Source organism: Pectobacterium parmentieri (genome assembly GCF_001742145.1).
GTDB lineage: Bacteria > Pseudomonadota > Gammaproteobacteria > Enterobacterales > Enterobacteriaceae > Pectobacterium > Pectobacterium parmentieri.
The window spans coordinates 1,389,865-1,412,809 of the sequence record NZ_CP015749.1 but is presented as its reverse complement, the minus strand read 5'-3'; the positions used below and the strand labels follow the sequence as shown (position 1 = coordinate 1,412,809).

Sequence of the window (22,945 nt, the reverse complement as noted above, 5' to 3'; positions counted from 1 at the left end):
TGGAAGCATCCTGATTAGGGTAACCAGACAGGTGCGACGAGCGGGAAATGCCTTGGACATAATCAAGTTTGTCAGGCGTAGAGTAATATGACACGGGATAAACTAGGTTGAGACCAATCATTTTTCTTTCCCCCATTCATCTCATCAGTCGGTAAGGCTTACTTTGCTTACTTCTGAGTATAGAACAGTCTAACAGAGGGAATATGTAAGGTTTTGTCTGAAAAAACGCCGCAGATACAGCCGCCATAAAGGGAACGGTAAGGCCAAAAATCATTCTGATTTACTATCAGATCGTTATTTGTTTTTCTCCCATACACGCAGTCGCCCGGCCGCATTCTTATAAGGTGAGGCGGTATTAAACTGAATCATCCGACCACGCGTCCACTTGCCATACCAGCATTCGCCATAGAGTTGTTCATCAGTATAGCGTTCAACCAGTGCGATGAGTGCCAGTTTATTCGCGGCAAGCAGCGCGACCAGTTCTGCCCAATCGGTAATATGGGCATAGTCCTGATAAAATTTTTGTGCCAGCAGGCCGAGCTGATTCCATTTATAACCAGTCTCTGGGAAATCGATGGGGTTGCCCTGTGCTTCATCCTCATGCCATTTCAGCACCAAATTTCCCCACCCCAGCAGATATGCTACCAGATTTGCGGGACTCATCTGCGTTCCCTGCGCATGTCCCGCCATCTCCGGTGAGAAGGCACGTTCAGCGGATACAGCATCGATTTTCTTCATTAATAACGCAAACTGACTATTGATCGCCTTAATCAAGGCTTCCTTACTCTCCGGCACCGCCATCGCATAACCTCGGTTTTCTGTCCCAGATAGACCTAGATTACTACCTGTAATATGTCACGATGTTGTCATTGCTCACGCTTCTAGTCGTTGCTCAGCGTTGCGCCAACAGCCGTATCGAGGCCTCACGTTCACGGGGTGACGTCACGGGCGTGTGGATAATGAATTCATCGACCCCAAAGCGCTGATGATAGCTCTCCAAATGCTGATGTATATGTTCCGGCGTGCCATAAAGCACATGTCGTGGCTCCTGCTCGATACGGAAATCCGTCGCCCCCGACTGCCGAACGAAATTGTCTGCCAACTCCTGACTTCCTACCGTTAGCGGCGGTTTATTTTCAATATAAACTTTATAATTATGCTGCGTGCTGGCCAGCGCCTCTGCATCCTCATGACGTTCGGCGGCAATCACCGATAACGACAGCAGCGTCTGGGCACTGGCTGGCTTCAATTCCCGATAGCTCAAAAGTGATTCCGTTAGCTGTGCTTCGCTGGCATTAATGAATCCCGCAAATACAAAACTCCAGCCCAGCGATGCGGCTAACCGCGCACTCTCCTGACTGGCCCCCAACAGAAAGCGCTGTGGCGTATGTTCTGGCAACGGCGTCGCATTCAGGCGTTCAGCGGTATCATCATAACTATCGAGAAAACGATTTAACTGATGTAATTTCTCCGTGAAGGCAACTCGCTCGTTCTCGCCTATTTCCTGCTGAAGTGCGCGCGTCGCCAGCGGCAGCCCGCCAGGGGCTTTACCAATGCCTAAATCCACACGTCCGCCAGCCAACGCACTGATGACATGGAAATTCTCTGCAACCTTATACGGACTGTAGTGCTGTAACATCACGCCGCCGGAGCCGATGCGCAACGTTGTCGTGTGCGCTAATAGCCAGGTGATCAAGACTTCAGGAGACGAACCTGCCAATTCATCGGAATTATGGTGCTCGGAAACCCAAAAGCGGTAATAACCAAGCGCTTCCGCCACTTTTGCCAGCGACACGGTTTGCGCCAACGCCTGCGCCGTACTCATTCCTTCGGCAATCGGGCTTTGATCTAATAAACTGAGTTTATATCCCACGATGTTTCCTTATTTTAGTGACGCCATGCCAGCAATATTAAGAGTAAAAAACAATAGAAAGGATGTTGCATAAAGGCGTGGAAAATAAATATCAATAATGAATTTTGTTAGCAGAAATATTCATAATAAATGAATGCAAAAATCGCCATCATAAAAAGACATGAAATATAACCAGATGGTATTTATCCATTGAGTGGCTATCGGCTACCTTTATCATGTTTACGTTTTGTTAAGGAGGTGTATTGATATGGCTGAATCTATTCCCTGTGGTGATACGTCATTTGAGCAACAGTTAATTAACTGGCGACGGCACTTGCATCAGTACCCGGAATTATCCAATCAGGAACACCAAACCACCGCGCACATTACCCGCTGGTTACAAGAGAAAGGCATCCGTCTGTTACCTCTGGCGTTAACCACTGGCGTCGTTGCCGAAATCGGTCACGGTAGCGGCCCAACCATCGCGCTACGTGCCGATATTGATGCGCTGCCGATTGAAGAATTGGTTGATGTCGAATTTCGTTCTCAGCACGCTGGCGTCATGCATGCCTGTGGTCACGATTTCCACACCGCCGTCATGCTCGGCACCGCTTGCCTGTTGAAAAAACGTGAGCATGTCTTACCGGGTAAAGTCAGGCTATTTTTCCAACCGGCAGAAGAGGTTTCTACCGGTGCCAAACAGCTCATCCGTGCCGGGGCACTCGCCGGTGTTGCCGCCGTTTTCGGCCTGCACAATGCGCCGGAGCTGCCTGCGGGGACGTTCGCCACGCGCAGCGGCCCGTTTTATGCCAATGTGGATCGCTTCGCTATTCACATTACTGGCAAAGGCGCGCACGCGGCCAAACCGGAACAGGGTATCGACAGCATCGTCACCGCCTGTAATATCGTCAATGCGTTGCAAACCCTACCCAGCCGCAGCTTTAGTTCTCTGGAGTCGCTGGTGATTAGCGTCACGCGTATTCAAGGGGGCAACACCTGGAACGTACTACCGCAGACAGTAGAACTGGAAGGCACAGTACGAACCTACAATGCCGCGATCCGGGCGGAAATACCGGAGCGAATTGAGCAACTGATTGGCGGAATTGCCCTTGCGCTGGGCGCGAAAGCGGAGCTGAAGTGGTATCCCGGCCCGCCTGCTGTCGTGAACACCAGCGAATGGGCAGACTTCAGCAAGCAAATTGCCCGAGACGCAGGTTATCAGGTAGAAAACGCCGAACTGCAAATGAGCGGCGAGGATTTTGCCCTTTACCTTCAGGAAGTGCCGGGCACGTTTGTCAGCATTGGCTCAAACAGCGAATTTGGCCTGCACCACCCTCAGTTCAACCCAGATGAAAGTGCTATTGCGCCAGCATCACGCTACTTTGCACAGTTAGCGGAAGCCGCACTGCACCGCCTGCGCACCACGAAAAGCACCGTTCCACAGGCGGTACTGTCTCCATCGTAATATTTTGATCTGCAAATATAATCACCTCCGCCCAGTCGATTGGGTGGAGGTGTAGTGGTTACATAAATCCGATATTAGGAGAGACACGGGGATGAGGTTCCCGCAGGGACGCCTCACCCCGTGGTTGCTCCGGGTATCTCGATCGTCAAACGATCGGAGTTAGAAAGAAAGCGATACTCATTAACCGCGAACAGCGTGATAACCACGGGAAAAATACACCAGACCATCGGTACTTTGACCCTGCTTAATCGCTAACACTCGGCAAATAAAGATATCGTGCGTCGCCGCGCTCACCACTTCCTCAACCCGGCAATCAAATGCAACCAAAGCATCTTGCAACACGGGTGAACCCGTGTGTAGCACGTCCCACGCCGTGGCCGCAAACCGTTCTTCCGTCGATGACCGACTCCCAAACAGCGACGACAGCGCTTCGTGGTGTGCCGCTAGCGTATTGACGCACAAATGTTCATTCGCCTGAAAAGTGGGATACACCGACGAGCCCCGATTCAGACACACCAACAGCGTGCCGGGCGTATCACTGACACTGGACACGGCAGATGCCGTGAATCCGGCCTTACCAGCAGGGCCATCCGTTGTAACGATATTAACCGCCGCACTCAGCTTTGCCATTGCATCGCGAAACGCCTGTTGGTCAACGGTGGTCACCGCCGCAGAGGGAACCGCGTCATTCGCGGTTACGCGTCGTTCAACTGTCAAATCAGACATCAAATTTTATCCTTTAGATACGGCGAAAAACACAATCATTAACATCATACTAACAAAATAAGCCACACCATCATCTGAATTTTTTTGAATTTCATTATACATTTTTGTTGTTTTACATCATACCTCGCCTCATCAATAGTGAAAACACGCTATTAACGTCCCATTAACCTTTCATTGAATGCGTGAATACCTATTGATGGCTTATTGATTGGTAGCCGGTTTATTGATGGATTATTTTCACCTTCATGGAAGTGTGTTCAATTAATAAAAGGTTTCGAATAATGAGTGAAAAACAAATATCATCAAAACGGCAATTAAGACTGGGGTTAATATTACAGGGCGCCGCGGGAAATATGTCCGCGTGGCGACATAAAAACGTCGTCCCCGATGCCAGTATTAATTTTGGTTTTGTTCTGGACGCGGTGAAAAAAGCCGAACAGGGTAAATTCGACTTTGTCTTCGTAGCAGATGGATTGTATATCAATGAAAAATCCATCCCCCACTTTCTCAACCGTTTCGAGCCGTTAACGCTGCTCTCCGCACTGGCTACCGTCACCAGCCATATTGGCTTGGTCGGCACACTGTCGACATCGTATTCCGAGCCCTTTACCACCGCCCGGCAGTTTTCCAGCCTCGACCATCTCAGCAACGGCCGCGCGGGCTGGAATGTGGTGACATCACCACTGGAAGGGTCAGCAAAAAATTTTTCCCGCGCACAGCACCCAGAACACGCGCTGCGCTACCGCATCGCCGATGAATTTCTTCAGGTGGCGAAAGGCCTGTGGGATTCCTGGGAAGACGACGCCTTTATTCGTGACAAAGCCAGCGGAAAGTTCTTCGATCCTGAGAAACTGCACACGCTGAATCATCAGGGAGAATTCTTCTCGGTACAAGGCCCGCTGAATATTGGCCGCTCCGCGCAGGGTCGTCCAATCGTGTTCCAGGCGGGCGCGTCTGAAGACGGCCAAAAGCTGGCGGCGAAACACGCGGACGCTATCTTCACCCATCAACACACGTTGGAAGATTCACAGCGTTATTACCGCGAGGTAAAACAGAAGTTGGAAGAAAACGGTCGCCGCACCGATCAGCTACACGTCTTTCAGGGCGTCAGTGTAATTGTCGGCAACGACGCGGACGATGTGGAGCGCCAGTATCAGGAAACGGCACAACTGGTAACGATTGAGGACGCCCTCAATTATCTGGGTCGCTATTTTGAACACTACGACTTCTCACAGCATCCGCTGGATGCGCCCTTCCCTGATATCGGCGATCTGGGGAAAAACAGCTTCCGCAGCACCACCGATGAAATCAAACGCAACGCACAGGAAAAAGGCTTAACGCTGCGGCAGGTCGCGCTGGAAGCCGCATCACCGCGCCCGGTTTTCAGCGGTACGCCTGAACAGGTGGCAGATGGTTTACAACTCTGGTTTGAAAACGGTGCGGCAGACGGCTTCATTATTCAGGGTGGTACGCCGGACACGCTCAATCACTTTGTCGATCGCGTCATTCCCCTGTTACAGCAGCGCGGCCTGTTCCGTCAGGAGTATGCCGGTTACACGCTGCGGGAAAATCTGGCGCTGGACTATCCGGTGAATCAATTCACGCGCTAGTTCGCGTAACAGGAGATCCACCGTGAAACGTACCCCTTATATCACCGTGACCCGTCTGGCAGCGTTATTAAGCGCCACGCTGGCGATAAGTGTACAGGCGCAAGACGCGGGATTCGTCAGCCGTATCGATCTCAAGGCCAACCAGGCTCCCATTCATACTGAGAAAAACGCCGAGGCTATTGCGCAGATCCCGGCTCATTTCAAATTCGTGACGCCGGGTACGCTGACCGTTACCGTTTCGGCGCTCAGCTCACCGCCGCTGTCGTTGCTGGCTGACGACAACAAAACGATTGTCGGCAGCGATGCCGACATCGCGCGGTTGGTGGCCGACAGCCTCGGACTGGAACTCAAGTTGGTTCCTGCCTCTTGGGAAGACTGGCCGCTGGGCATCACGGCGGGGAAATACGATGCCGCTATCTTTAATATTGCCGTGACGAAACCGCGCAAAGAGAAGTTCGATTTCGCCACCTACCGCATTGATACGCTGGGTTTCTATGTGAAATCGACCAGCAAAATTACCGCAATTAACAAGCCGGAAGACGTGGCGGGCCTGAAGGTAATTGTCGGTTCCGGCACCAATCAGGAAAACATTCTGCTGGACTGGGATCGACAAAACCGCGCCAACGGCCTTCCCCCCGTACAGCCGGTCTACGTTACCGACGATGCCGCTGCCAACCTGAGCATTCAGTCTGGGCGCGTCGATGCGTTTTTCGGTCCACATTCCATCGGAGCCTATAAAGCAGCGTTAACGGGCAAGACTCGCATGGTCGGCAAAGGCCCGACGGTCGCTTACGTCGCGGTCACCACGCAGAAAGGCAACGGTCTGGCGCAGGCAATCAGCACCGCCATCAATGGCGCAATCCACAACGGTAGCTATGCACAGGTGCTGGATCGCTGGGGTGAAGACGATGAAAAGATCGCGCAGTCTGTAGTGAATCCGCCGGGTATCGGCGAGTAAGTAACAGTAACTACCAACCTTAAAAGTGACAATGTCACCATTATAAATAATAACCTGCAAGGGAAAGACAGATGCAAAAAGAGATTGCCCACACCATCGCACATTCGGTCGCAAACCCGCGCGTGCGCCCCTCATTTTTAACAACACTACTGGCAGGCTCGCTGCTGCTCGGCTCGCTTTCCCTCACGACTGGCGCACAGGCCGCCATCGACCTAAAAGCCAATCAGCAGCCAATCCATGCGCCGAAAAATGCAGAGGCCATCACGCAGATTCCAGCCGGTTTTAAATTTGTTACGCCGGGAAAATTCACTGTCGCTATTGCCACGTTGGGATCGTCACCGCCGCTGGCCTTTCTGGCTGACGACAACAAAACCGTGGTAGGCAGCGAGCCAGATATCGCCCGGCTGGTGGCAGATAGCCTTGGGCTGGAGCTGAACATCGTTCCCACCTCGTGGGAAGATTGGCCGCTCGGCGTGGCCTCCGGTAAATATGACGCCGCCATTATCAATATTACCGTCACCAAAGAGCGTAAAGAAAAGTTCGATTTCGCCACCTATCGCATCGACTCACTCGGCTTCTATGTGAAATCCACCAGTAAGATCCAATCCATCAACGAAGCGAAAGACATTGCCGGCCTCAAGATTATCGTCGGGTCAGGCACTAATCAGGAGGCCGTACTGCTGGCATGGGATAAACAGAATCGCGCCAACGGCCTGACTGCCTTTCAGCCGATCTATGTCACGGACGATGCCGCTGCCAACCTCAGCCTGCAATCCGGCCGTTCTGATGCCTATTTTGGTCCAAACGTGGTGGGGGCCTACAAGGCAGAGCTGACAGGCAAAGTTAAGCATGTGGGTACGGTAAACGGTGGTTACCCCAACGTCGCACATATCGCCGTCACCACGCGCAAAGGCAGCGGATTGGTACAGCCGATTAATACCGCGCTGAACGGCGTGATTAAAAGCGGCGAATACGATCGGGTGCTGAACCGTTGGGGAGAGAGTATTGAGCGTATCGACCGTTCAGAAATCAATCCACCTGGGCTGGGCGATTAATCCCGTCCTACAGCTATCGGGATCCCGATAGCCCGTAATACGCTAATGAATCAGGAGCACTTATGTCCGACGACATTTTCATCATTACCCAGCCCGAAGATCCTATCGTGGCTCCCATTATCGACGGCCTGTTCGCAGAATATGCGCAGCGTTACGGCGATTTTTTTGGTGAACGAGAAAGCGATCCGCCGGGGATCTACCAACAGCCGCACGGCATTTTTATTGCGCTGCTGCGTCAGGGCGTCCCCATTGCTACCGGCGCATTTAAACGCTACGACAGCACCACCGCTGAGATTAAACGCGTATGGACGGATAATTCGCTGCGCCGTCAGGGGTTAGCAGGAAAAGTGATGCAAGAGCTGGAGCAACACGCCCGGCGACTAGGCTATCAGCATTTTTTCCTGACGACGGGCTTCCGTCAGCCTGAAGCGGTGCGCTTATACCTGAGCCACGGCTATACCCCTCAGTTCGATACCACCGTCGATCCAGCGACTTACAGCATTCCACCTTACGATGGGCGTTTACCGTTTAAGAAAGCGCTGTTCAAAACGGCGACGCCACAGGCCGCGTGGCAAACAGAAGTCGAGATGATCACCCGCCATTTGAAAGTGTGTTGATCCTGACGCACCGCTAATAACTCAATGGATTAACCACAAAACGACATTTTTCAGCATCACCTTCAAATGGTATCGATCATGACGCAATCTCTACAAACGTCTTCTCAACAGCCACCGCTGAGCCAGGCGCAGGAACCACCATTGAACATTGTTCCGGCGCGTTATCCCTTTCGCTTTGCCGGTGCGCTGTTTTCGCTGTTTATTTTTGCCGGGATTATTCAATCCATCGCGCTGAACCCACGTTGGGAGTGGGCAGTCTTTGCCGAGTGGTTTTTTAATCCGGTCATCCTTACCGGATTAGCGCAAACGCTGCTGCTGACCGCGCTTGGCACCGTATTCAGTATTATTTTCGGCACAGCACTGGCGCTGGCCCGCCTTTCGCCGTCTTACCTGCTTTCCACGCTGTCATGGCTGTATATCTGGCTGTTCCGATCGCTGCCGCTGATTCTGGTGCTGATCATTTTGTATAATTTTTCGTATCTCTATGACGAGCTGGCGCTGGGGGTGCCGTTCACCTCCATCGTTTTCCTGCGCTATCCGACGATTGATCTGTTGGATCAGTTTTCTGTCGCCGTGCTTGGCCTGACGCTGGTGCAATCCGCGTATACGGCGGAGATTATTCGCGGCGGTATTCTCGGCGTGGACGCGGGTCAGTTTGAAGCTTCTGCGGCACTCGGCCTGCCCGGTGGTCGCCGCACGGTACGTATTATTCTGCCGCAGGCGTTGCGTTCCATTCTGCCCACCGGTTTCAACGAGATCATCAGTCTGGCGAAAGGCACCTCGATCGTTTACGTGCTGGCGCTGCCGGAGCTGTTTTACACCGTTCAGGTCATCTACAACCGGACACAACAGGTTATTCCGCTGCTGATGGTCGCTACCATTTGGTATTTGCTGATCACTACCGTGCTCTCCATCGTCCAATACTACGTGGAACGCTATGTGTCCCGCGGTGCCGTGCGTGAAATGCCGCCCACACCGCGCCAGAGGTTCGTCCGTTTCCTGACGCGCAAACGCGCACGTTCACTTACCTGATTCTGGAGATTCACCATGTCTGAAGCTATCGACTACTTTGCGCATGCACGCACCACCGCACAGCCACAGGCAGAAAGCGTGCGTGGGTTGATCGAGATCCGCAATGTGGCGAAACATTTTGGTCAGCATAAAGCGCTGGAGGATATCAATCTGACGCTAGCACCCGGCTCCGTCACGGTAATCCTCGGCCCGTCCGGTTCGGGGAAATCCACGCTGCTGCGCACCATTAACCATCTTGAGCGCGTGGATGAAGGCTTTATCCGCATCGACGGCGACTACATCGGCTATCGCCGCAAAGGGAATACGCTCTATGAATTGAAAGAAAAGGAGGTGTTACGCCAGCGTACTAACGTCGGCTATGTATTCCAGAACTTCAATCTGTTCCCCCACCTTTCGGTATTGGAAAACATCATTGAAGCCCCGCTGGCGCATAAACTGTATTCACGTCGGGAGGCCGAAGATGTCGCTTTTACCCTGCTGGAAAGCGTCGGTCTGCGTCACAAAGCACAGTCTTATCCACGCCATCTTTCCGGTGGTCAACAACAGCGCGTCGCCATCGCCCGTGCGCTGGCGCTCAAGCCCAAAGTGATGCTGTTTGATGAACCGACGTCCGCACTCGATCCCGAACTGGTCGGTGAAGTGCTGGATGTGATCAAATCGCTCGCCCGATCCGGCGTGACACTGGTTGTCGTCACACATGAAATCGGCTTCGCCCGCGAAGTCGCCGATCGCGTGGTGTTCATGGTAGAGGGAAAAATTGTCGAAAGTGGCGAATCCTGGCAGGTGCTGAACCATCCCCGTCATCCACGGACGATCAACTTTTTGAATAAGGTGCTGTGAGGGAAATAAAAAATAATTTGTTGATTAAAGATCAATCAGGCCCACCGTAGTGAGCCTGATTAAATGACGCTATCAGCCATATTTTCTGGCGAAATCTTCATCTGAATCGCACAGGTAAATAATGAATTCCACAAACGCAATAATGCTTGGAATAAACGTCCAGCAAAAAAGTAAATATAAAATCCCTTGTCCGACTTTTCCTAAGTAGAATTTATGAGCGCCAAATCCGCCCAGGAAAGCGGCAAACAATGCGGCAGATATTCTACTTTTCTCACCCTTACCACCTGCCTGCGTAGCCCCACACTGTGGGCATGCTTTGGCCGAGCTATGAATTTCCTTGCCGCATCCTCTGCAAAACACCATAGTAGACATAATAATTAGGCTCCTAATAATACATTATATTAATTTTAACTTAAGTTTACTTACTGCTATACCACCCCAAATAATTAGCAGCGTACTGCGCCATGTTTTATACACCACTGATTTTCAGTGTTCAATTTAAAACTACCGGGCTGGCGACAGAAATAGAATGACACAATCCTATTGCTATTCTTTAGCCGTCCCATTTTTATCTATCCTTGTCGACTATTTTCACTACGCTTATATACGTTCATGGTTCAACACGTAGAATCGATAAATTGAATACAACAATGGTTCAAAAAATAACGTTATCACACTCAGGCCAGGCAGCCCGACCTGAGTGATGCGGGTTAAATCGCGACCAGCTCCCGTATACCGTCCTGCTCCATCGTTTCGCCCCGCCCGCGTTGTATAATCTCTCCGCGAGACATCACCAGATAACTGTCGGCCAGGTCGGCGGCAAAGTCGTAAAACTGCTCGACCAGCAGAATCGCCATGTCACCGCGCTGCGCCAGTTGACGGATCACCGCCCCAATCTCTTTAATTACCGATGGCTGTATCCCTTCTGTCGGCTCATCCAGAATTAACAGTTGGGGTTTGCAGGCCAGCGCACGTCCAATCGCCAGTTGTTGCTGTTGCCCGCCGGACAAATCACCGCCGCGCCGCTGTTTCATCTCATCCAGTACCGGAAAAAGTTGGTAGATCTCATCTGGCACCTGTCGCGCTTGTTTGCCCGGAAAGCGCGATAGCCCCATCAACAGATTCTCCTCTACCGTCAGGCGCGGGAAAATCTCCCGCCCCTGCGGTACGTAGGCAATACCTGACTGCACACGCTGATAAGGTTTACGAGTGTTAATCGCGTCGCCCTGCCAGCGGATCGTGCCGGATTGCGCCGGAATCAGCCCCATCAGACATTTCAACAGCGTGGTTTTCCCCACGCCGTTGCGCCCTAACAGGCAAGTAATTTCGCCGGGTTTTACTTCAAAAGATAAGCCGCGCAGGATGTGGCTACCACCGTAATATTGATTCAATTCTGAAATTTCTAACATGTTAGCGCCCCAGATAAACGTCAATAACCTGCTCGTTAGCCTGTACCTCGCGCAGCGATCCTTCTGCCAGTACCTGTCCCTGATGTAATACCGTAACGTGGTCAGCAATGCTCTCGACAAAGCCCATATCGTGCTCCACCACCATCAGCGAGTGTTTTCCTGCCAGACTGCGGAACAGCTCGGCGGTATAGGCGGTTTCTGCATCGGTCATCCCAGCGGCGGGTTCATCGAGTAACAGCAGATGCGGTTCCTGAACTAGCAGCATGCCAATTTCTAAAAACTGCTTTTGCCCATGCGACAACAGTCCTGCTGGGCGCTGCCGTTCGTGACCGAGCCGCAACAGCGCCAGCGTGTCGTCAATCCGGTCACGTTGTTCGCCGTTCAGTCTGGCACGCAGGCTTGCCCACACCGATTTATCGGCTTTCAGTGCGATTTCGAGATTTTCAAACACCGTCAGTGCTTCAAACACCGTTGGTTTTTGGAATTTCCGCCCTATTCCCACACGAGCAATGTCCACTGACGATAGCGTCGTTAGGTCAGTGAACTGATCGTAAAACACCTTACCGTTATCCGGGCGCGTTTTACCGGTGATGACATCCATCAGCGTGGTTTTCCCCGCGCCATTAGGCCCGATGATGCAGCGCAACTCCCCCACACCAATCTGCAACGAGAGATCGGTAAGCGCCCGGAAACCGTCAAAACTCACGTTAATCTTATCGAGTTGCAGCACCGGATCGGTCTGGTGTCGATGGCGGTCTGATGGGTGTCTCTGGGCAAACTGGGTCTGTGAAGAAACCGTCGGTACAGACACAGGTTCAGTCATGTTTCTTCCTCCTCAATAATCCAATCACCCCACGCGGTAAAAATAGCGTGACGAGAATAAACATCAGCCCCAAAAAGAACAGCCAGTATTCGGGAAAGGCCACGGTAAACCAGCTTTTTGCTCCGTTGACGATCCCCGCGCCGAGCAGCGGCCCGATCAGCGTTCCACGCCCGCCCAGCGCAACCCAGATCGCTGCCTCAATGGAATTAGTCGGCGACATTTCGCTAGGATTGATAATACCAACCTGCGGCACATACAGCGCACCGGCCAGCCCGCACAGCACCGCGGAGAGCGTCCAGACAAACAGTTTGAAGCCTTTCGGATCGTAGCCGCAGAACATCAGACGATTTTCCGCATCGCGCACCGCCGTCAACACGCGGCCAAATTTGCTACGTGCCAGCGCAAATCCCACCAGCAGACTGGCAACCAGCAGCAGCACGGTGGCAACAAACAATCCAATGCGTGTCCCCGTAGCCGTAATGGGAAAGCCCAATAGCGTGGTAAAACCGGTAAACCCGTTATTGCCGCCAAAGCCGGTTTCGTTACGGAAGAACAGCAGCATCCCGGCATAGGTCAACGCCTGCGTCATGATCGAGAAATAGACGCCCTTAATTTTAGAACGGAATGCGAACCAGCCGAACACAAACGCCAGCACACCCGGCACCAGCACGATCAGGCACAGTACCCAGACAAAATACTGCGTTCCTGCCCAGAACCACGGCAATTCCGTCCACGACAGGAATGACATAAACGCGGGCATCCCTTCGCCAGCGGCCTGCCGCATCAGATACATGCCCATGGCGTAACCGCCCAGTGCGAAAAACAGGCCGTGGCCGAGCGACAGCAGCCCGGCATAGCCCCACACCAGATCCAATGCCACGGCAACAATGGCATAGCACAGAATTTTACCGATTAGCGTCAGCGTATAGGTGGAGATCGCCAGCGGGTTATCTGCGGGTAACAGGGCGAGGAACGGCAATACCAGCAAGGCCAATAGTAGAATCGAACCGAGGCAAAGTATGAGTCGCGGTGCGCGCTGCGCCAGGGTTATCGTCATCGGTTGCTTAATAGATTGCGTCATCAGTCAACCACCCGTCCTTTGAATGCAAACAGCCCCTGTGGCCGTTTCTGAATAAACAGCACGATCAGTAGCAGAATGACGATTTTGCCCAGTACCGCACCGATCTGCGGCTCCAGCACTTTGTTGAGAATACCGAGGCTGAACGCAGCCACTACCGTTCCCGCAAGTTGCCCGACACCACCCAGCACGACGACGAGGAATGAATCGATGATGTAACCCTGTCCCAGTTCCGGCCCGACATTGCCCAATTGCGACAGCGCTACGCCGCCCAGCCCAGCAATGCCAGAGCCCAAACCAAAGGCCAGCATATCAACGCGTCCGGTCGGCACACCGCAGCAGTCTGCCATCGCCCGGTTTTGCGTCACCGCCCGCACATTCATGCCAAGACGGGTTTTATTAAGTAGCAGCCAAGTGAGCAGCAGCACGCCGAGCACAAACAGAATCACCGCGATGCGGTTATACGGCAGTACCAGATTTGGCAACAAACGAAGTCCGCCAGATAACCATGCGGGATTTGCCACTTCCAGATTCTGCGTACCAAACAGCATCCGTACCAGTTGGATCAGCATCAGGCTAATCCCCCAGGTTGCCAGCAGCGTTTCCAGCGGACGACCATAAAGGTGACGAATCACCGTGCGCTCCAACGCCATGCCGACCCCCGCCGTGATAAAGAAAGCGACAGGCAATGCCAGCAGCGGATAATACGCCAACCAGGCGGGCGCAAACTGCTGGCATAGCGACTGCACCAGCCAGGTCGAGTACGCGCCCAACATCAGCATTTCACCGTGCGCCATGTTGATGACGCCCAGTAACCCGTAAGTGATCGCCAACCCCAATGCCGCCAGCAACAAAATCGAGCCGAGTGACAGCCCGGTAAATGCCTGCCCTAGCAAATCGCCAACGATCAAACTTTGCTTAATCTGATCCAGACTCTCTTGCGCTGCCGCACGCACACCGGTATCTGGCTCATTCTGCACCTGCGTCAACGGCTGTAACAGTGCCTGCATTTGCGGATCGCCGGTCTGCCCTAATCGTTTGACTGCATCAAGACGCACCAGCGGTTCGCCATCGCTTAGTTGCCGAGTGGCAATCGCAATATTCAGCGCATCGTGTACCTGTGCGTCTTTCTCTACCTCAAGGCGCTGCACCAATAGCGGCAATTGTTCCGCACGGCTGTCGCTTTGTAATTGCCGCACCGCATTCAGCCGAGTGGCCGCATCATCACTGACTAACTGGTGCGAGGCTAACGCCGTAGCAACTAGCACGCGCAGGCGGTTATTCATAAACAGTTTTTTGGTCGCCCCCACCGGTTGAGCATGCCCTTCCAGCGGCATTAACGTGCCTTGCACATCCCTAAACGGCTGCTGGTCCCGATCGAGCACCACCGATTCGTCGCGCAGCGCCTGTAGCAGTGGCAACCGCGCAGGTTCCGGCGCTGCGGCCCATTGCTGCAACAGTTCGGCCTGCTGTGTGCGGCTGGCGGCGGTGAAATCGGTCGCAGGCCCAGCTTGTGCCAACCAAGGAAGCATCAGACACAGCGACAGCACAAACGTAGATAATTGACGATTAATCATCGCAATGTCCGCCATATAAGAGAGGAAATATCTATTCGGCATCATTTATTTTGCCTTCTATATCCAACAGTCTCACAGCCATACCTTTATGCTGGCACTGTGAGCATTTCGTGCGCTATAACGCCGCCATTCATATGCATACCGCATACGCGCCCGACGCAGGGCGCTCAATCGCCGCCGCCCTGCGAACCCAGGCTTCCGGCTAAATTATGCCGCTACGCGGTGCCATCGATGTTTATGACCGCTAATCGAGCCGCCAGTGACGCGTTCCCGACGCGGCACTGACTCTCGCGGCATCCATGCCGCTCACTCGGCGGTCATACTCACCGATGCATAATTTTTTACGCCAGATAACAAAATGGTTAAGACCTGAAACTCAAATTTACTGTGCGGCTTTGATTGGATGATCGGGCTTCTTATCATTACCGGCGATGTACGGGCTCCACGGCTGGGCGCGCACCGGTTTATCAGTTTGCCAGACCACGTTGAATTGACCGTTTTCCTCAATTTCGCCAATCATCACGGGTTTATGCAAATGATGGTTGGTGCTGTCCATCGTCAGCGTAAAGCCATCCGGTGCGGCAAAAGTTTGACCCGCCATTGCAACGCGTACTTTATCCACGTCCGTGGTACCCGCTTTCTCTGCCGCCTGCGCCCACATGTGAATACCAACATAGGTCGCTTCCATCGGGTCATTAGTCACCACCGTCCCCGCATTCGGCAGGTTTTTCGCTTTGGCATAGGCTTTGTAGGCTTCTACGAAATCGGCATTGGTTGGGTTATCTACCGATTCAAAGTAGTTCCACGCGGCTAAATGACCGACCAGCGGTTTGGTATCAATACCGCGCAGTTCCTCTTCGCCGACCGAGAACGCGATAACAGGCACGTCGGTCGCTTTGATACCCTGATTAGCCAGCTCTTTATAGAACGGCACGTTGGAATCGCCGTTGATGGTAGAAACCACTGCGGTCTTACCGCCCGTTGAGAATTTCTTAATGTTGGAAACGATGGTCTGATAATCGCTATGGCCGAACGGTGTATAAACCTCCTCGATATCCTTGTCCTGCACGCCTTTGGAATGCAGGAACGCGCGCAGGATCTTGTTGGTGGTACGCGGATACACATAATCGGTCCCCAGCAGGAAGAAACGCTTCGCTGCCCCGCCGTCTTCGCTCATCAGGTATTCCACCGCTGGGATCGCCTGCTGATTGGGTGCCGCACCGGTATAGAACACGTTTGGCGACATCTCTTCTCCCTCATACTGCACCGGGTAGAACAGCAAACCGTTTAGCTCTTCAAACACGGGCAGCACCGACTTACGCGACACCGATGTCCAGCAGCCAAACACCACCGCCGCTTTATCCTGCGTCAGCAACTGACGCGCTTTTTCGGCAAACAGCGGCCAGTTTGACGCGGGATCGACCACGACCGGTTCTAGCTTTTTACCGAGCACGCCGCCTTTGGCGTTGATTTCATCAATAGCCATCAGCGCCACATCCTTCAGTGGCGTTTCCGAAATCGCCATTGTGCCGGACAGTGAATGCATAATGCCGACTTTGATGGTGTCCGCCGCCTGCACGCTCCAGGTTAGCCCCATACCCACTACCGTCGCGGAAAGCGCAAAAACTTTTAGCAATGAACGTCTTTTCATTTATTAGCCCTTAAGTCATGTTGAGTGAGAATGGAATCGTGTGATGCATCAGGTGAGGCGGATTGCGTTGAAGTAGATTGAGGCCGCGCCTGCTGTAGCATATGCAAGGTGATCTTCCTGACTTCGGCCTTACTAACGGCAATATGGTCGGTGAGAATGCGCTGCGCCTCCTCAGTGTGTTGCTGCAATATCGTCAGCAAAATCTGGGCGTGCTCTTTATAGGTCGCATCGATGCGATCCTCACGGGTGAAGTCAAGGCGGCGAATAATGCGAATTTTCTCCGTCAGTTCACCGTGAACGCGCGCCATTTCGCTATTGCCCGCCGCCGCAACTAGCCCCCGATGAAAGGCTTCGTCGTAACGGGATACGATCTTGCCGTCATCAAGACGTGATTCTTCAATCCAGAAGCGTTTCAGGTCAGCCAGTAACTCCGCGCAACGGCCTGGCGGCATCCCGCACAGCCGGCGAATGGCTTCGCGCTCCAGCACAATGCGGAAGTCATACAGTTCCTCAAAATAAGCGAAATCAAATGGGCGAACCTGCCAGCCGCTGCGGAAATACACTTCGACATATCCTTCCTGCTCCAGCCAGAACAGCGCCTGACGCACTGGCGTGCGGCTAACCGACATCCGCTCGGCAATCTCATTTTCACTAAAGCGATCGCCCGGCATGAGGCGAAAATCGAAAATGTCGTTTTTCAGCGTTTGATACACCCGTGCCGCCAGCGCTTCCGGGCGATCTTTGCTGCTTTTCTGTGTGCCTGTTCGCATCGTTTCTCCGTCCCGCCGTTTATTTCAGCCAGTCCTTTATTCAAGCCACAGTAAGGCATCACCGGGCCTGACTGGTCGCCCCGGCTGGCAGCCGATGCGTTTCACTCGGCCAGACTGCGGCGCGCTAATCGTCAGTTCCATTTTCATGGCTTCAACGATGATCAGCGGCTGTCCGGCTTCAATGGCATCGCCGACATTCACCAGTACTTTCCAGATATTGCCGTTCATGTCCGCACTGACCTGAAAAGCGTCTTCGTCGTTTTCTACAGGCGTGATTAAAATGTCCTCCTGCGGCGTGCTGTCCTCCTCCTGCTGCCACAGCGCCACTTCGGTTTCAAATGCAGATGCCTGACGCTGACGAAACGCGGCGATATCGTCGGCCTGTTCGGTCAGAAAACGCGTGTGTTCAGCGAAATCAAACGTGGTTTCTTCGATGTGGATCGCGGCGCGGCCTTCGCGGAAATCCTCACGCAGCGTCGTCAATTCGCCTTCGCTGACCGGATAAAACCGCACCTGATCGAAGAAGCGCAGCAGCCACGGTTCATCGGTGATGAACTGATCGTTTTTGAGGAATTTGTTCCAGATCGGCAGCGTGCGTCCCACTAATTGATAGCCGCCCGGCGAATCCATGCCATAGATGCACATGTACATACCACCGATGCCGACCGTGCCTTCGGCAGTGAAGGTGCGCGCAGGGTTGTATTTGGAACTCAGCAAACGGTGGCGTGGATCGACCGGCACCGCACAGGGCGCGCCGAGATAAACGTCGCCCAGTCCCAGAATCAGGTAGCTGGCATCAAAAATGATGTCGCGCACATCATCACGGCTCGATAAGCCGTTAATACGCTGAATGAAATCGACGTTATTCGGCAGCCAGGGCGCACGGGCGCGTACCGTTTCACGGTAGCGTTCAACCGCACCGAGCGTGGCGCTATCTTCAAACGCCATCGGCAAATGGACGATGCGCGACGGCACGGTCATCTGGCTGACGTCACCGAGCTGGCTTTCCAGATGCAGTAACACATCCAGTAGTGCACGCTGGCGGAGAATTCGGCTGTCATAACGCACCTGTAGCGAACGCACACCAGGTGACAGTTCCTCTATTCCTACCGTCTCAGAAGCACGAATGGCAACCATCAGCAAATGAATACGCAGCCGCAGCGCCAGATCCAACACGTTCTCACCGTATTCGATCAGAATGTAGTTATCACCTGCCTGACGGTAAACGGCGGCTGGCGTGGTCGTCGTGGCCTGCACGGCAGCCAGCACCGTGGCGGAACCATGTTCTGTCGTCGCCAACGAGGGAACATCAAAGGCAGGCGCGTGAGCTACGCCCAACGTGGACACGCAGGCAGACTGCGCCTGTTCCAGCGCCAGTGCCTCCTCTGCGCTGATGGGATGAAAACGGATACGATCGCCCGGTTTCACCTGACCGACTTTCCACAGTTCCGCTTTGGCAATCGTGACCGGGCAGACAAACCCGCCCAGACTCGGCCCATCTCGCGTGAGGATCACCGGGAAGTCGCCGGTAAAATTCACCGCGCCGATGGCGTACTCGCAATCGTGAACGTTAGAGGGATGTAAGCCAGCTTCGCCGCCGTTCGCCCGCGTCCAGCTTGGTTTTGGTCCCACCAGACGCACGCCCAATCGGTTCGAGTTGTAATGCACCTGCCATTCCGCCGCGAAAAATTCGTCGATCGCCGCGTGGGTAAAGAAATCCGGTGCACCATGCGGGCCGTAGAGCACGCCAATCCGCCAGTCGTTGCCATACTGTGGGATCAGCGCGGTATCCACGGCCTGCGGGGCGCTCACTGGCGCGGGCGTGGTGCAGGCTGGCAATGTGGGTTGCGAAATCGCCAGCATATCCGCCACGCGCAACGTTCTTCCTGCATGACCGCCAAATTCTCCGAGTGCGAAAGTCGAACGGCTGCCGAGATATTGCGGCACATCAATGCCGTTGCGTACCGCCAAATAAGTGCGGCAGCCAGACTGCGCACGCCCCAGCGTCAGCGTTTGCCCAGCCATGATCGTAACGGGCTGCCAATAGGGTACGATGTCACCATCCAACATGGCCGGGCAGTCAGCCCCCGTCAGCGCAATCACCGCTGTACTGTGGAAACGCAGCGTCGGCCCTTGTAGCGTAAATTCCAGCCCTGCCGCTGCCGCATCGTTACCTACGATGCGATTCGCCAACCGGAACGCGAAATCATCCATCGGACCGGACGGTGGCACGCCGATATCCCAATAGCCGAGCCGCCCAGGATAATCCTGCACGCTGCTCCAGGTACCGGGGTGAATCACTTCAATCACTGACGCAGACGGCGTAAAGCTATCGAGCATCCGCGTCCATACCGTTCCACTACGGAACGCGTCGGTGGTGATAATCTGGCGCAGATAATCCAGATTGGTGGCAATACCGTGCAAGCGTGTAGCGTTCAGCGCCTGCTGCATCTTCTCCAGCGCCAGTTCACGGGTTTCCTCATGAACGATCAGTTTGGCGATCATCGGATCGTAATATGTCGACACCTCGGTGCCGGTGCTCACCCAGCCGTCAACCCGCACGTCATCAGGAAACGCCACTTCGGTCAGTACGCCGGGACTGGGCTGGAAGTTTTTCAGCGGATCTTCCGCATAAATACGCACTTCAATCGCCGCGCCACGCCGGAGTTGTGCGAACTGCGCCCAATCCAGCGGTTCATCTGCCGCAACGCGCAGCATGCATTCGACCAAATCCAGCCCGGTAACACACTCCGTCACCGGATGTTCAACCTGTAAACGGGTATTCACTTCGAGGAAAAAGAATGCATCCCGTTCGGCGTCGTAGATAAATTCCACCGTCCCCGCGCTGCGGTAGTTGACCAGTTCACCAAGTTTTACCGCCGAAGCCAGTAGCGCCGCGCGTGTAGCGTCCGGCAAATGCGGTGCGGGCGTTTCTTCCACCACTTTCTGGTTACGCCGCTGCAATGAACAATCACGTTCGCCCAGCGCTACCACGCGGCCTTTGCCATCGCCAAAAATCTGTACTTCTACATGCCGGGCCCGATCGATGCAGCGTTCGAGAAATACGCCGGAATCGCTAAAGAACTGCTCGCCCAACCGGCGCACGCTCTCCCACGCCGCGTGAAGTGCGGCGGTATCCGCACAGCGCGTCAGGCCAATCCCCCCGCCACCGGCGGTACTTTTCAGCATGACCGGATAGCCGATCTCCTCTGCCGCGACCCGTGCTTCCTCCAGTGAGGCCAACAGCGGCGTTCCCGGTGTCATCGGCACACCAGCGGCGGCAGCCAATTCACGAGCGCGGTGCTTCAGGCCAAACTCGCCAATTTGCTGCGCCGTTGGCCCAACAAACGCGATACCCGCTTTTTCACACGCGGCGGCAAACGGCAGGCTTTCGGATAGAAAACCGTAGCCCGGCCAGATCGCTTCGGCCCCCGTCTGTTGTGCTGCCGAAAGCACTTTATCGATACACAGATAGCTGTCGCTGGCCTTTTCCCCGCCAATCGATACGGCGATATCGGCGTCTTTCACATGCTGCGCGTTTTTATCCGCATCGGAATATATCGCCACGCTGGTAATCCCCAAGCGCTTCAGCGTGCGAATCGCGCGGCAGGCGATCTCACCGCGGTTAGCAATCAGTACGGTCTTAAACATGAGACGCCTCCTGACGGGTAAGCCAGTTGCGCCAGCCACCGAACTCCGTGATATCCACGGCGTCGCTCAGCGCAGTCGGTTCACAGATAAAACCTTTAACCTGTCGCCCGTCCGCTAACGTCAGCGTGCCAATTCCCAACGGCGCGGGAATCTCTGCGACAAACTCACCAAAACGTGCCAGCGGGATGTCCCACAGTTCGACGACAATCGCCGCGCCATCGGCGCTTTTCGCTAAACCGGGCTTAGCCGGTTGCGTATTCGCCAACGCATAAAGACGATAGTTTCCCGCCGTATGCGTCTCTTCTATCCATACCGCATCCCGGTTGATCAGTTGATGGTTCAGCGGCATGCCCGTTAGATGTGCGCCGACAACGGCGAGACGAACGTGCAATGCGGAAGGTAGTAATGTGGCCGGTCTGGCAGGCAGCGGTTTTCCGGTTGCGCCCAGCGTGAGCGCCAGTTGTGCCTGCCAGCGCAGACCAAAACTCGCTAACGCACGGTCGTGCCAGGCGGGTGCAATCAGTGTGATACCTGCGGGCAAGCCGTCGGCACGGAAAGGGGCAGGCAATGCCAGCGCCGAGAGGTCGGCCAGATTGGTAAAGTTGGTGTAGGTTCCCAACTGAGAGTTGTAGCGCACCGGTTCCTGCTTCATCGCCTCAAGCGTGTGGATGGTCGGCGAGGTCGGTACAACTAACGCATCGAACGCGGCCAGCGTCTGTTGGATTTGACGTGCCAGTTCAGCCCGTAGGTATTCGGCTTTGAAAGCCTCTACCGCACTGAAACGCTCGCCGCTCGCCACAATACCGTGCACCACCGGATCCATACTTTCTGGCTGCCGTAGCATGTCACCAACAGCCACCGTGCGCTCTGCCACCCAAGGGCCTTGGTAAAGTTGCTCTGCCAACTGCGTGAATACACTGAAATCGATAGGGTGCAGCGTCGCACCCGTCGCTTCAACTTCGGCCAGCGCGTGCTGCCAGGCTGCCTGTGCGGTGGCATCGGCAAAAAAGGTCGGATCGCTGGGGATAGCAAAACGCGGTGCGGTTGGCAGTGCGGCAGGCGCACTCCCCGGATGGCGGCGCGAGTAAGCATCTGTTGCATCGTATCCGCCAGCCAGTTCCGCGACGGTAAACGCATCTTCGACCGTTAACGCGAACACGGAGATGGTGTCATTCAGACGACAAGCCGGTACAACGCCGCTTGCCGATAGCCACCCTTTGGTCGGCTTCAGACCGACGATATTGTTAAAACCTGCGGGAACACGCCCCGATCCGGCGGTGTCGGTACCCAACGCAAACGCCACCAGTCCACGCGCGACTACCGAAGCCGATCCTGAACTGGAACCGCCGCTGATATAGTCCGTATTAAAGGTGTTCGGCACTGCGCCAAACGGTGAGCGCGTACCGACTAGCCCAGTGGCAAACTGGTCGAGATTGGTTTTACCAATGACAATGGCCCCTGCCGCTTTTAATTTGGCAACGGCAATCGCATCCTTGTCGGCCAGATAGGTGAATGCCGGACACGCCGCGCTCGTCGGCCAGCCTGCAACATCAATATTGTCTTTGACAGCGAAGGGAACGCCAAACAGCGGCAGCGCGTCTGGGTTTTCACGATATCGCGGTAATAGCGCCGCGATCTGCACCTCAATCAGCTCAGGTGTCGCCAGCACGATCCACGCCGGATCGTCCGCCGACAGGCTAGCAAGCAGTGAACTTAACGTCTCGCCAACGCTATCGGCCTGCTGTTGGTAATGCTGTTTCCATTCCTGAAGCGTGAATCCCGTCATTCTTGGCATAGTGTGAATCCCATCTGGTATACAAGATTGAATTCA

Annotated in this window: 19 protein-coding genes; 7 read left to right on the top strand and 12 right to left on the bottom strand. The window is 54.3% G+C overall.

Annotated elements, in window-relative coordinates:
• Window positions 1–294: 294 nt before the first annotated feature.
• Entirely contained in the window at window positions 295–801 is a 507-nt protein-coding gene (locus A8F97_RS06230; protein ID WP_033071562.1) for a ClbS/DfsB family four-helix bundle protein, read from the bottom strand.
• A 91-nt stretch (window positions 802–892) separates the two neighbouring features.
• A complete protein-coding gene (locus A8F97_RS06225) occupies window positions 893–1,873 on the bottom strand; it encodes an LLM class flavin-dependent oxidoreductase (protein ID WP_014700122.1) in 981 nt (326 codons plus the stop codon).
• 247 nt (window positions 1,874–2,120) lie between these two features.
• On the opposite strand from A8F97_RS06225, the gene A8F97_RS06220 reads away from it, so the two are divergent.
• A complete protein-coding gene (locus A8F97_RS06220; protein WP_050512661.1) occupies window positions 2,121–3,317 on the top strand; it encodes a M20 peptidase aminoacylase family protein in 1,197 nt (398 codons plus the stop codon).
• Window positions 3,318–3,497: 180 nt separating this feature from the next.
• On the opposite strand, the gene A8F97_RS06215 is transcribed toward A8F97_RS06220, so the two are convergent.
• Window positions 3,498–4,043, bottom strand: a complete 546-nt coding sequence (locus tag A8F97_RS06215) for a flavin reductase (RefSeq protein WP_025920256.1) — start codon at window positions 4,041–4,043, stop codon at window positions 3,498–3,500.
• Between the two features lie 281 nt (window positions 4,044–4,324).
• On the opposite strand from A8F97_RS06215, the gene A8F97_RS06210 reads away from it, so the two are divergent.
• From A8F97_RS06210 to A8F97_RS06185, 6 genes are all read left to right on the top strand, one after another.
• Window positions 4,325–5,653 (top strand): LLM class flavin-dependent oxidoreductase, encoded by a 1,329-nt coding sequence (locus A8F97_RS06210; RefSeq protein WP_033071563.1) that lies wholly within the window; start codon window positions 4,325–4,327, stop codon window positions 5,651–5,653.
• 22 nt (window positions 5,654–5,675) lie between these two features.
• Window positions 5,676–6,611: an ABC transporter substrate-binding protein gene (locus tag A8F97_RS06205; RefSeq protein ID WP_033071564.1), complete on the top strand. Its 936-nt coding sequence runs from the start codon at window positions 5,676–5,678 to the stop codon at window positions 6,609–6,611.
• A gap of 71 nt (window positions 6,612–6,682) precedes the next feature.
• The gene (locus A8F97_RS06200) at window positions 6,683–7,666 is read left to right on the top strand and encodes an ABC transporter substrate-binding protein (protein WP_033071565.1); all 984 of its coding nucleotides are present in this window, start codon (window positions 6,683–6,685) and stop codon (window positions 7,664–7,666) included.
• Window positions 7,667–7,728: 62 nt separating this feature from the next.
• Window positions 7,729–8,283: a GNAT family N-acetyltransferase gene (locus A8F97_RS06195; RefSeq protein WP_033071566.1), complete on the top strand. Its 555-nt coding sequence runs from the start codon at window positions 7,729–7,731 to the stop codon at window positions 8,281–8,283.
• A gap of 78 nt (window positions 8,284–8,361) precedes the next feature.
• A complete protein-coding gene (locus tag A8F97_RS06190; protein ID WP_033071567.1) occupies window positions 8,362–9,315 on the top strand; it encodes an amino acid ABC transporter permease in 954 nt (317 codons plus the stop codon).
• Between the two features lie 15 nt (window positions 9,316–9,330).
• Window positions 9,331–10,155: an amino acid ABC transporter ATP-binding protein gene (locus A8F97_RS06185; RefSeq protein WP_033071568.1), complete on the top strand. Its 825-nt coding sequence runs from the start codon at window positions 9,331–9,333 to the stop codon at window positions 10,153–10,155.
• 72 nt (window positions 10,156–10,227) lie between these two features.
• On the opposite strand, the gene A8F97_RS06180 is transcribed toward A8F97_RS06185, so the two are convergent.
• From A8F97_RS06180 to atzF, 9 genes are all read right to left on the bottom strand, one after another.
• A complete protein-coding gene (locus A8F97_RS06180) occupies window positions 10,228–10,527 on the bottom strand; it encodes a TM2 domain-containing protein (protein WP_005974249.1) in 300 nt (99 codons plus the stop codon).
• 338 nt (window positions 10,528–10,865) lie between these two features.
• Window positions 10,866–11,564, bottom strand: a complete 699-nt coding sequence (gene urtE, locus A8F97_RS06175; protein ID WP_033071569.1) for an urea ABC transporter ATP-binding subunit UrtE — start codon at window positions 11,562–11,564, stop codon at window positions 10,866–10,868.
• A 1-nt stretch (window position 11,565) separates the two neighbouring features.
• Window positions 11,566–12,387 (bottom strand): urea ABC transporter ATP-binding protein UrtD, encoded by an 822-nt coding sequence (urtD, locus tag A8F97_RS06170; RefSeq protein ID WP_033071570.1) that lies wholly within the window; start codon window positions 12,385–12,387, stop codon window positions 11,566–11,568.
• Window positions 12,380–13,456, bottom strand: a complete 1,077-nt coding sequence (gene urtC / locus A8F97_RS06165; protein ID WP_025920263.1) for an urea ABC transporter permease subunit UrtC — start codon at window positions 13,454–13,456, stop codon at window positions 12,380–12,382. Before urtC ends, urtD begins: the two co-directional genes overlap by 8 nt.
• Before the next feature lie 11 nt (window positions 13,457–13,467).
• A complete protein-coding gene (urtB, locus tag A8F97_RS06160) occupies window positions 13,468–15,057 on the bottom strand; it encodes an urea ABC transporter permease subunit UrtB (RefSeq protein WP_050512683.1) in 1,590 nt (529 codons plus the stop codon).
• 367 nt (window positions 15,058–15,424) lie between these two features.
• Window positions 15,425–16,693: an urea ABC transporter substrate-binding protein gene (gene urtA, locus A8F97_RS06155; protein ID WP_015730574.1), complete on the bottom strand. Its 1,269-nt coding sequence runs from the start codon at window positions 16,691–16,693 to the stop codon at window positions 15,425–15,427.
• The gene (locus A8F97_RS06150; protein WP_033071571.1) at window positions 16,690–17,463 is read right to left on the bottom strand and encodes a GntR family transcriptional regulator; all 774 of its coding nucleotides are present in this window, start codon (window positions 17,461–17,463) and stop codon (window positions 16,690–16,692) included. The genes urtA and A8F97_RS06150 overlap by 4 nt, the downstream gene beginning before the upstream one ends.
• 36 nt (window positions 17,464–17,499) lie before the next feature.
• The gene (gene uca / locus A8F97_RS06145) at window positions 17,500–21,114 is read right to left on the bottom strand and encodes an urea carboxylase (protein ID WP_033071572.1); all 3,615 of its coding nucleotides are present in this window, start codon (window positions 21,112–21,114) and stop codon (window positions 17,500–17,502) included.
• On the bottom strand, window positions 21,107–22,909 hold the full coding sequence (atzF, locus tag A8F97_RS06140; protein ID WP_033071573.1) for an allophanate hydrolase: 1,803 nt from the start codon (window positions 22,907–22,909) through the stop codon (window positions 21,107–21,109). Before atzF ends, uca begins: the two co-directional genes overlap by 8 nt.
• Window positions 22,910–22,945 lie beyond the last annotated feature (36 nt).

What these genes read in the sequence shown, in the direction of transcription:
- A8F97_RS06230 (WP_033071562.1), bottom strand. Translation starts at nt 801, where the DNA reads ATGGCGGTGCCGGAGAGTAAGGAAGCCTTGATTAAGGCGATCAATAGT.
- A8F97_RS06220 (WP_050512661.1), top strand. Translation starts at nt 2,121, where the DNA reads ATGGCTGAATCTATTCCCTGTGGTGATACGTCATTTGAGCAACAGTTA.
- A8F97_RS06215 (WP_025920256.1), bottom strand. Translation starts at nt 4,043, where the DNA reads ATGTCTGATTTGACAGTTGAACGACGCGTAACCGCGAATGACGCGGTT.
- A8F97_RS06210 (WP_033071563.1), top strand. Translation starts at nt 4,325, where the DNA reads ATGAGTGAAAAACAAATATCATCAAAACGGCAATTAAGACTGGGGTTA.
- A8F97_RS06200 (WP_033071565.1), top strand. Translation starts at nt 6,683, where the DNA reads ATGCAAAAAGAGATTGCCCACACCATCGCACATTCGGTCGCAAACCCG.
- A8F97_RS06195 (WP_033071566.1), top strand. Translation starts at nt 7,729, where the DNA reads ATGTCCGACGACATTTTCATCATTACCCAGCCCGAAGATCCTATCGTG.
- A8F97_RS06190 (WP_033071567.1), top strand. Translation starts at nt 8,362, where the DNA reads ATGACGCAATCTCTACAAACGTCTTCTCAACAGCCACCGCTGAGCCAG.
- A8F97_RS06185 (WP_033071568.1), top strand. Translation starts at nt 9,331, where the DNA reads ATGTCTGAAGCTATCGACTACTTTGCGCATGCACGCACCACCGCACAG.
- A8F97_RS06180 (WP_005974249.1), bottom strand. Translation starts at nt 10,527, where the DNA reads ATGTCTACTATGGTGTTTTGCAGAGGATGCGGCAAGGAAATTCATAGC.
- urtE (WP_033071569.1), bottom strand. Translation starts at nt 11,564, where the DNA reads ATGTTAGAAATTTCAGAATTGAATCAATATTACGGTGGTAGCCACATC.
- urtD (WP_033071570.1), bottom strand. Translation starts at nt 12,387, where the DNA reads ATGACTGAACCTGTGTCTGTACCGACGGTTTCTTCACAGACCCAGTTT.
- urtB (WP_050512683.1), bottom strand. Translation starts at nt 15,057, where the DNA reads ATGGCGGACATTGCGATGATTAATCGTCAATTATCTACGTTTGTGCTG.
- urtA (WP_015730574.1), bottom strand. Translation starts at nt 16,693, where the DNA reads ATGAAAAGACGTTCATTGCTAAAAGTTTTTGCGCTTTCCGCGACGGTA.
- A8F97_RS06150 (WP_033071571.1), bottom strand. Translation starts at nt 17,463, where the DNA reads ATGCGAACAGGCACACAGAAAAGCAGCAAAGATCGCCCGGAAGCGCTG.
- uca (WP_033071572.1), bottom strand. Translation starts at nt 21,114, where the DNA reads ATGTTTAAGACCGTACTGATTGCTAACCGCGGTGAGATCGCCTGCCGC.
- atzF (WP_033071573.1), bottom strand. Translation starts at nt 22,909, where the DNA reads ATGCCAAGAATGACGGGATTCACGCTTCAGGAATGGAAACAGCATTAC.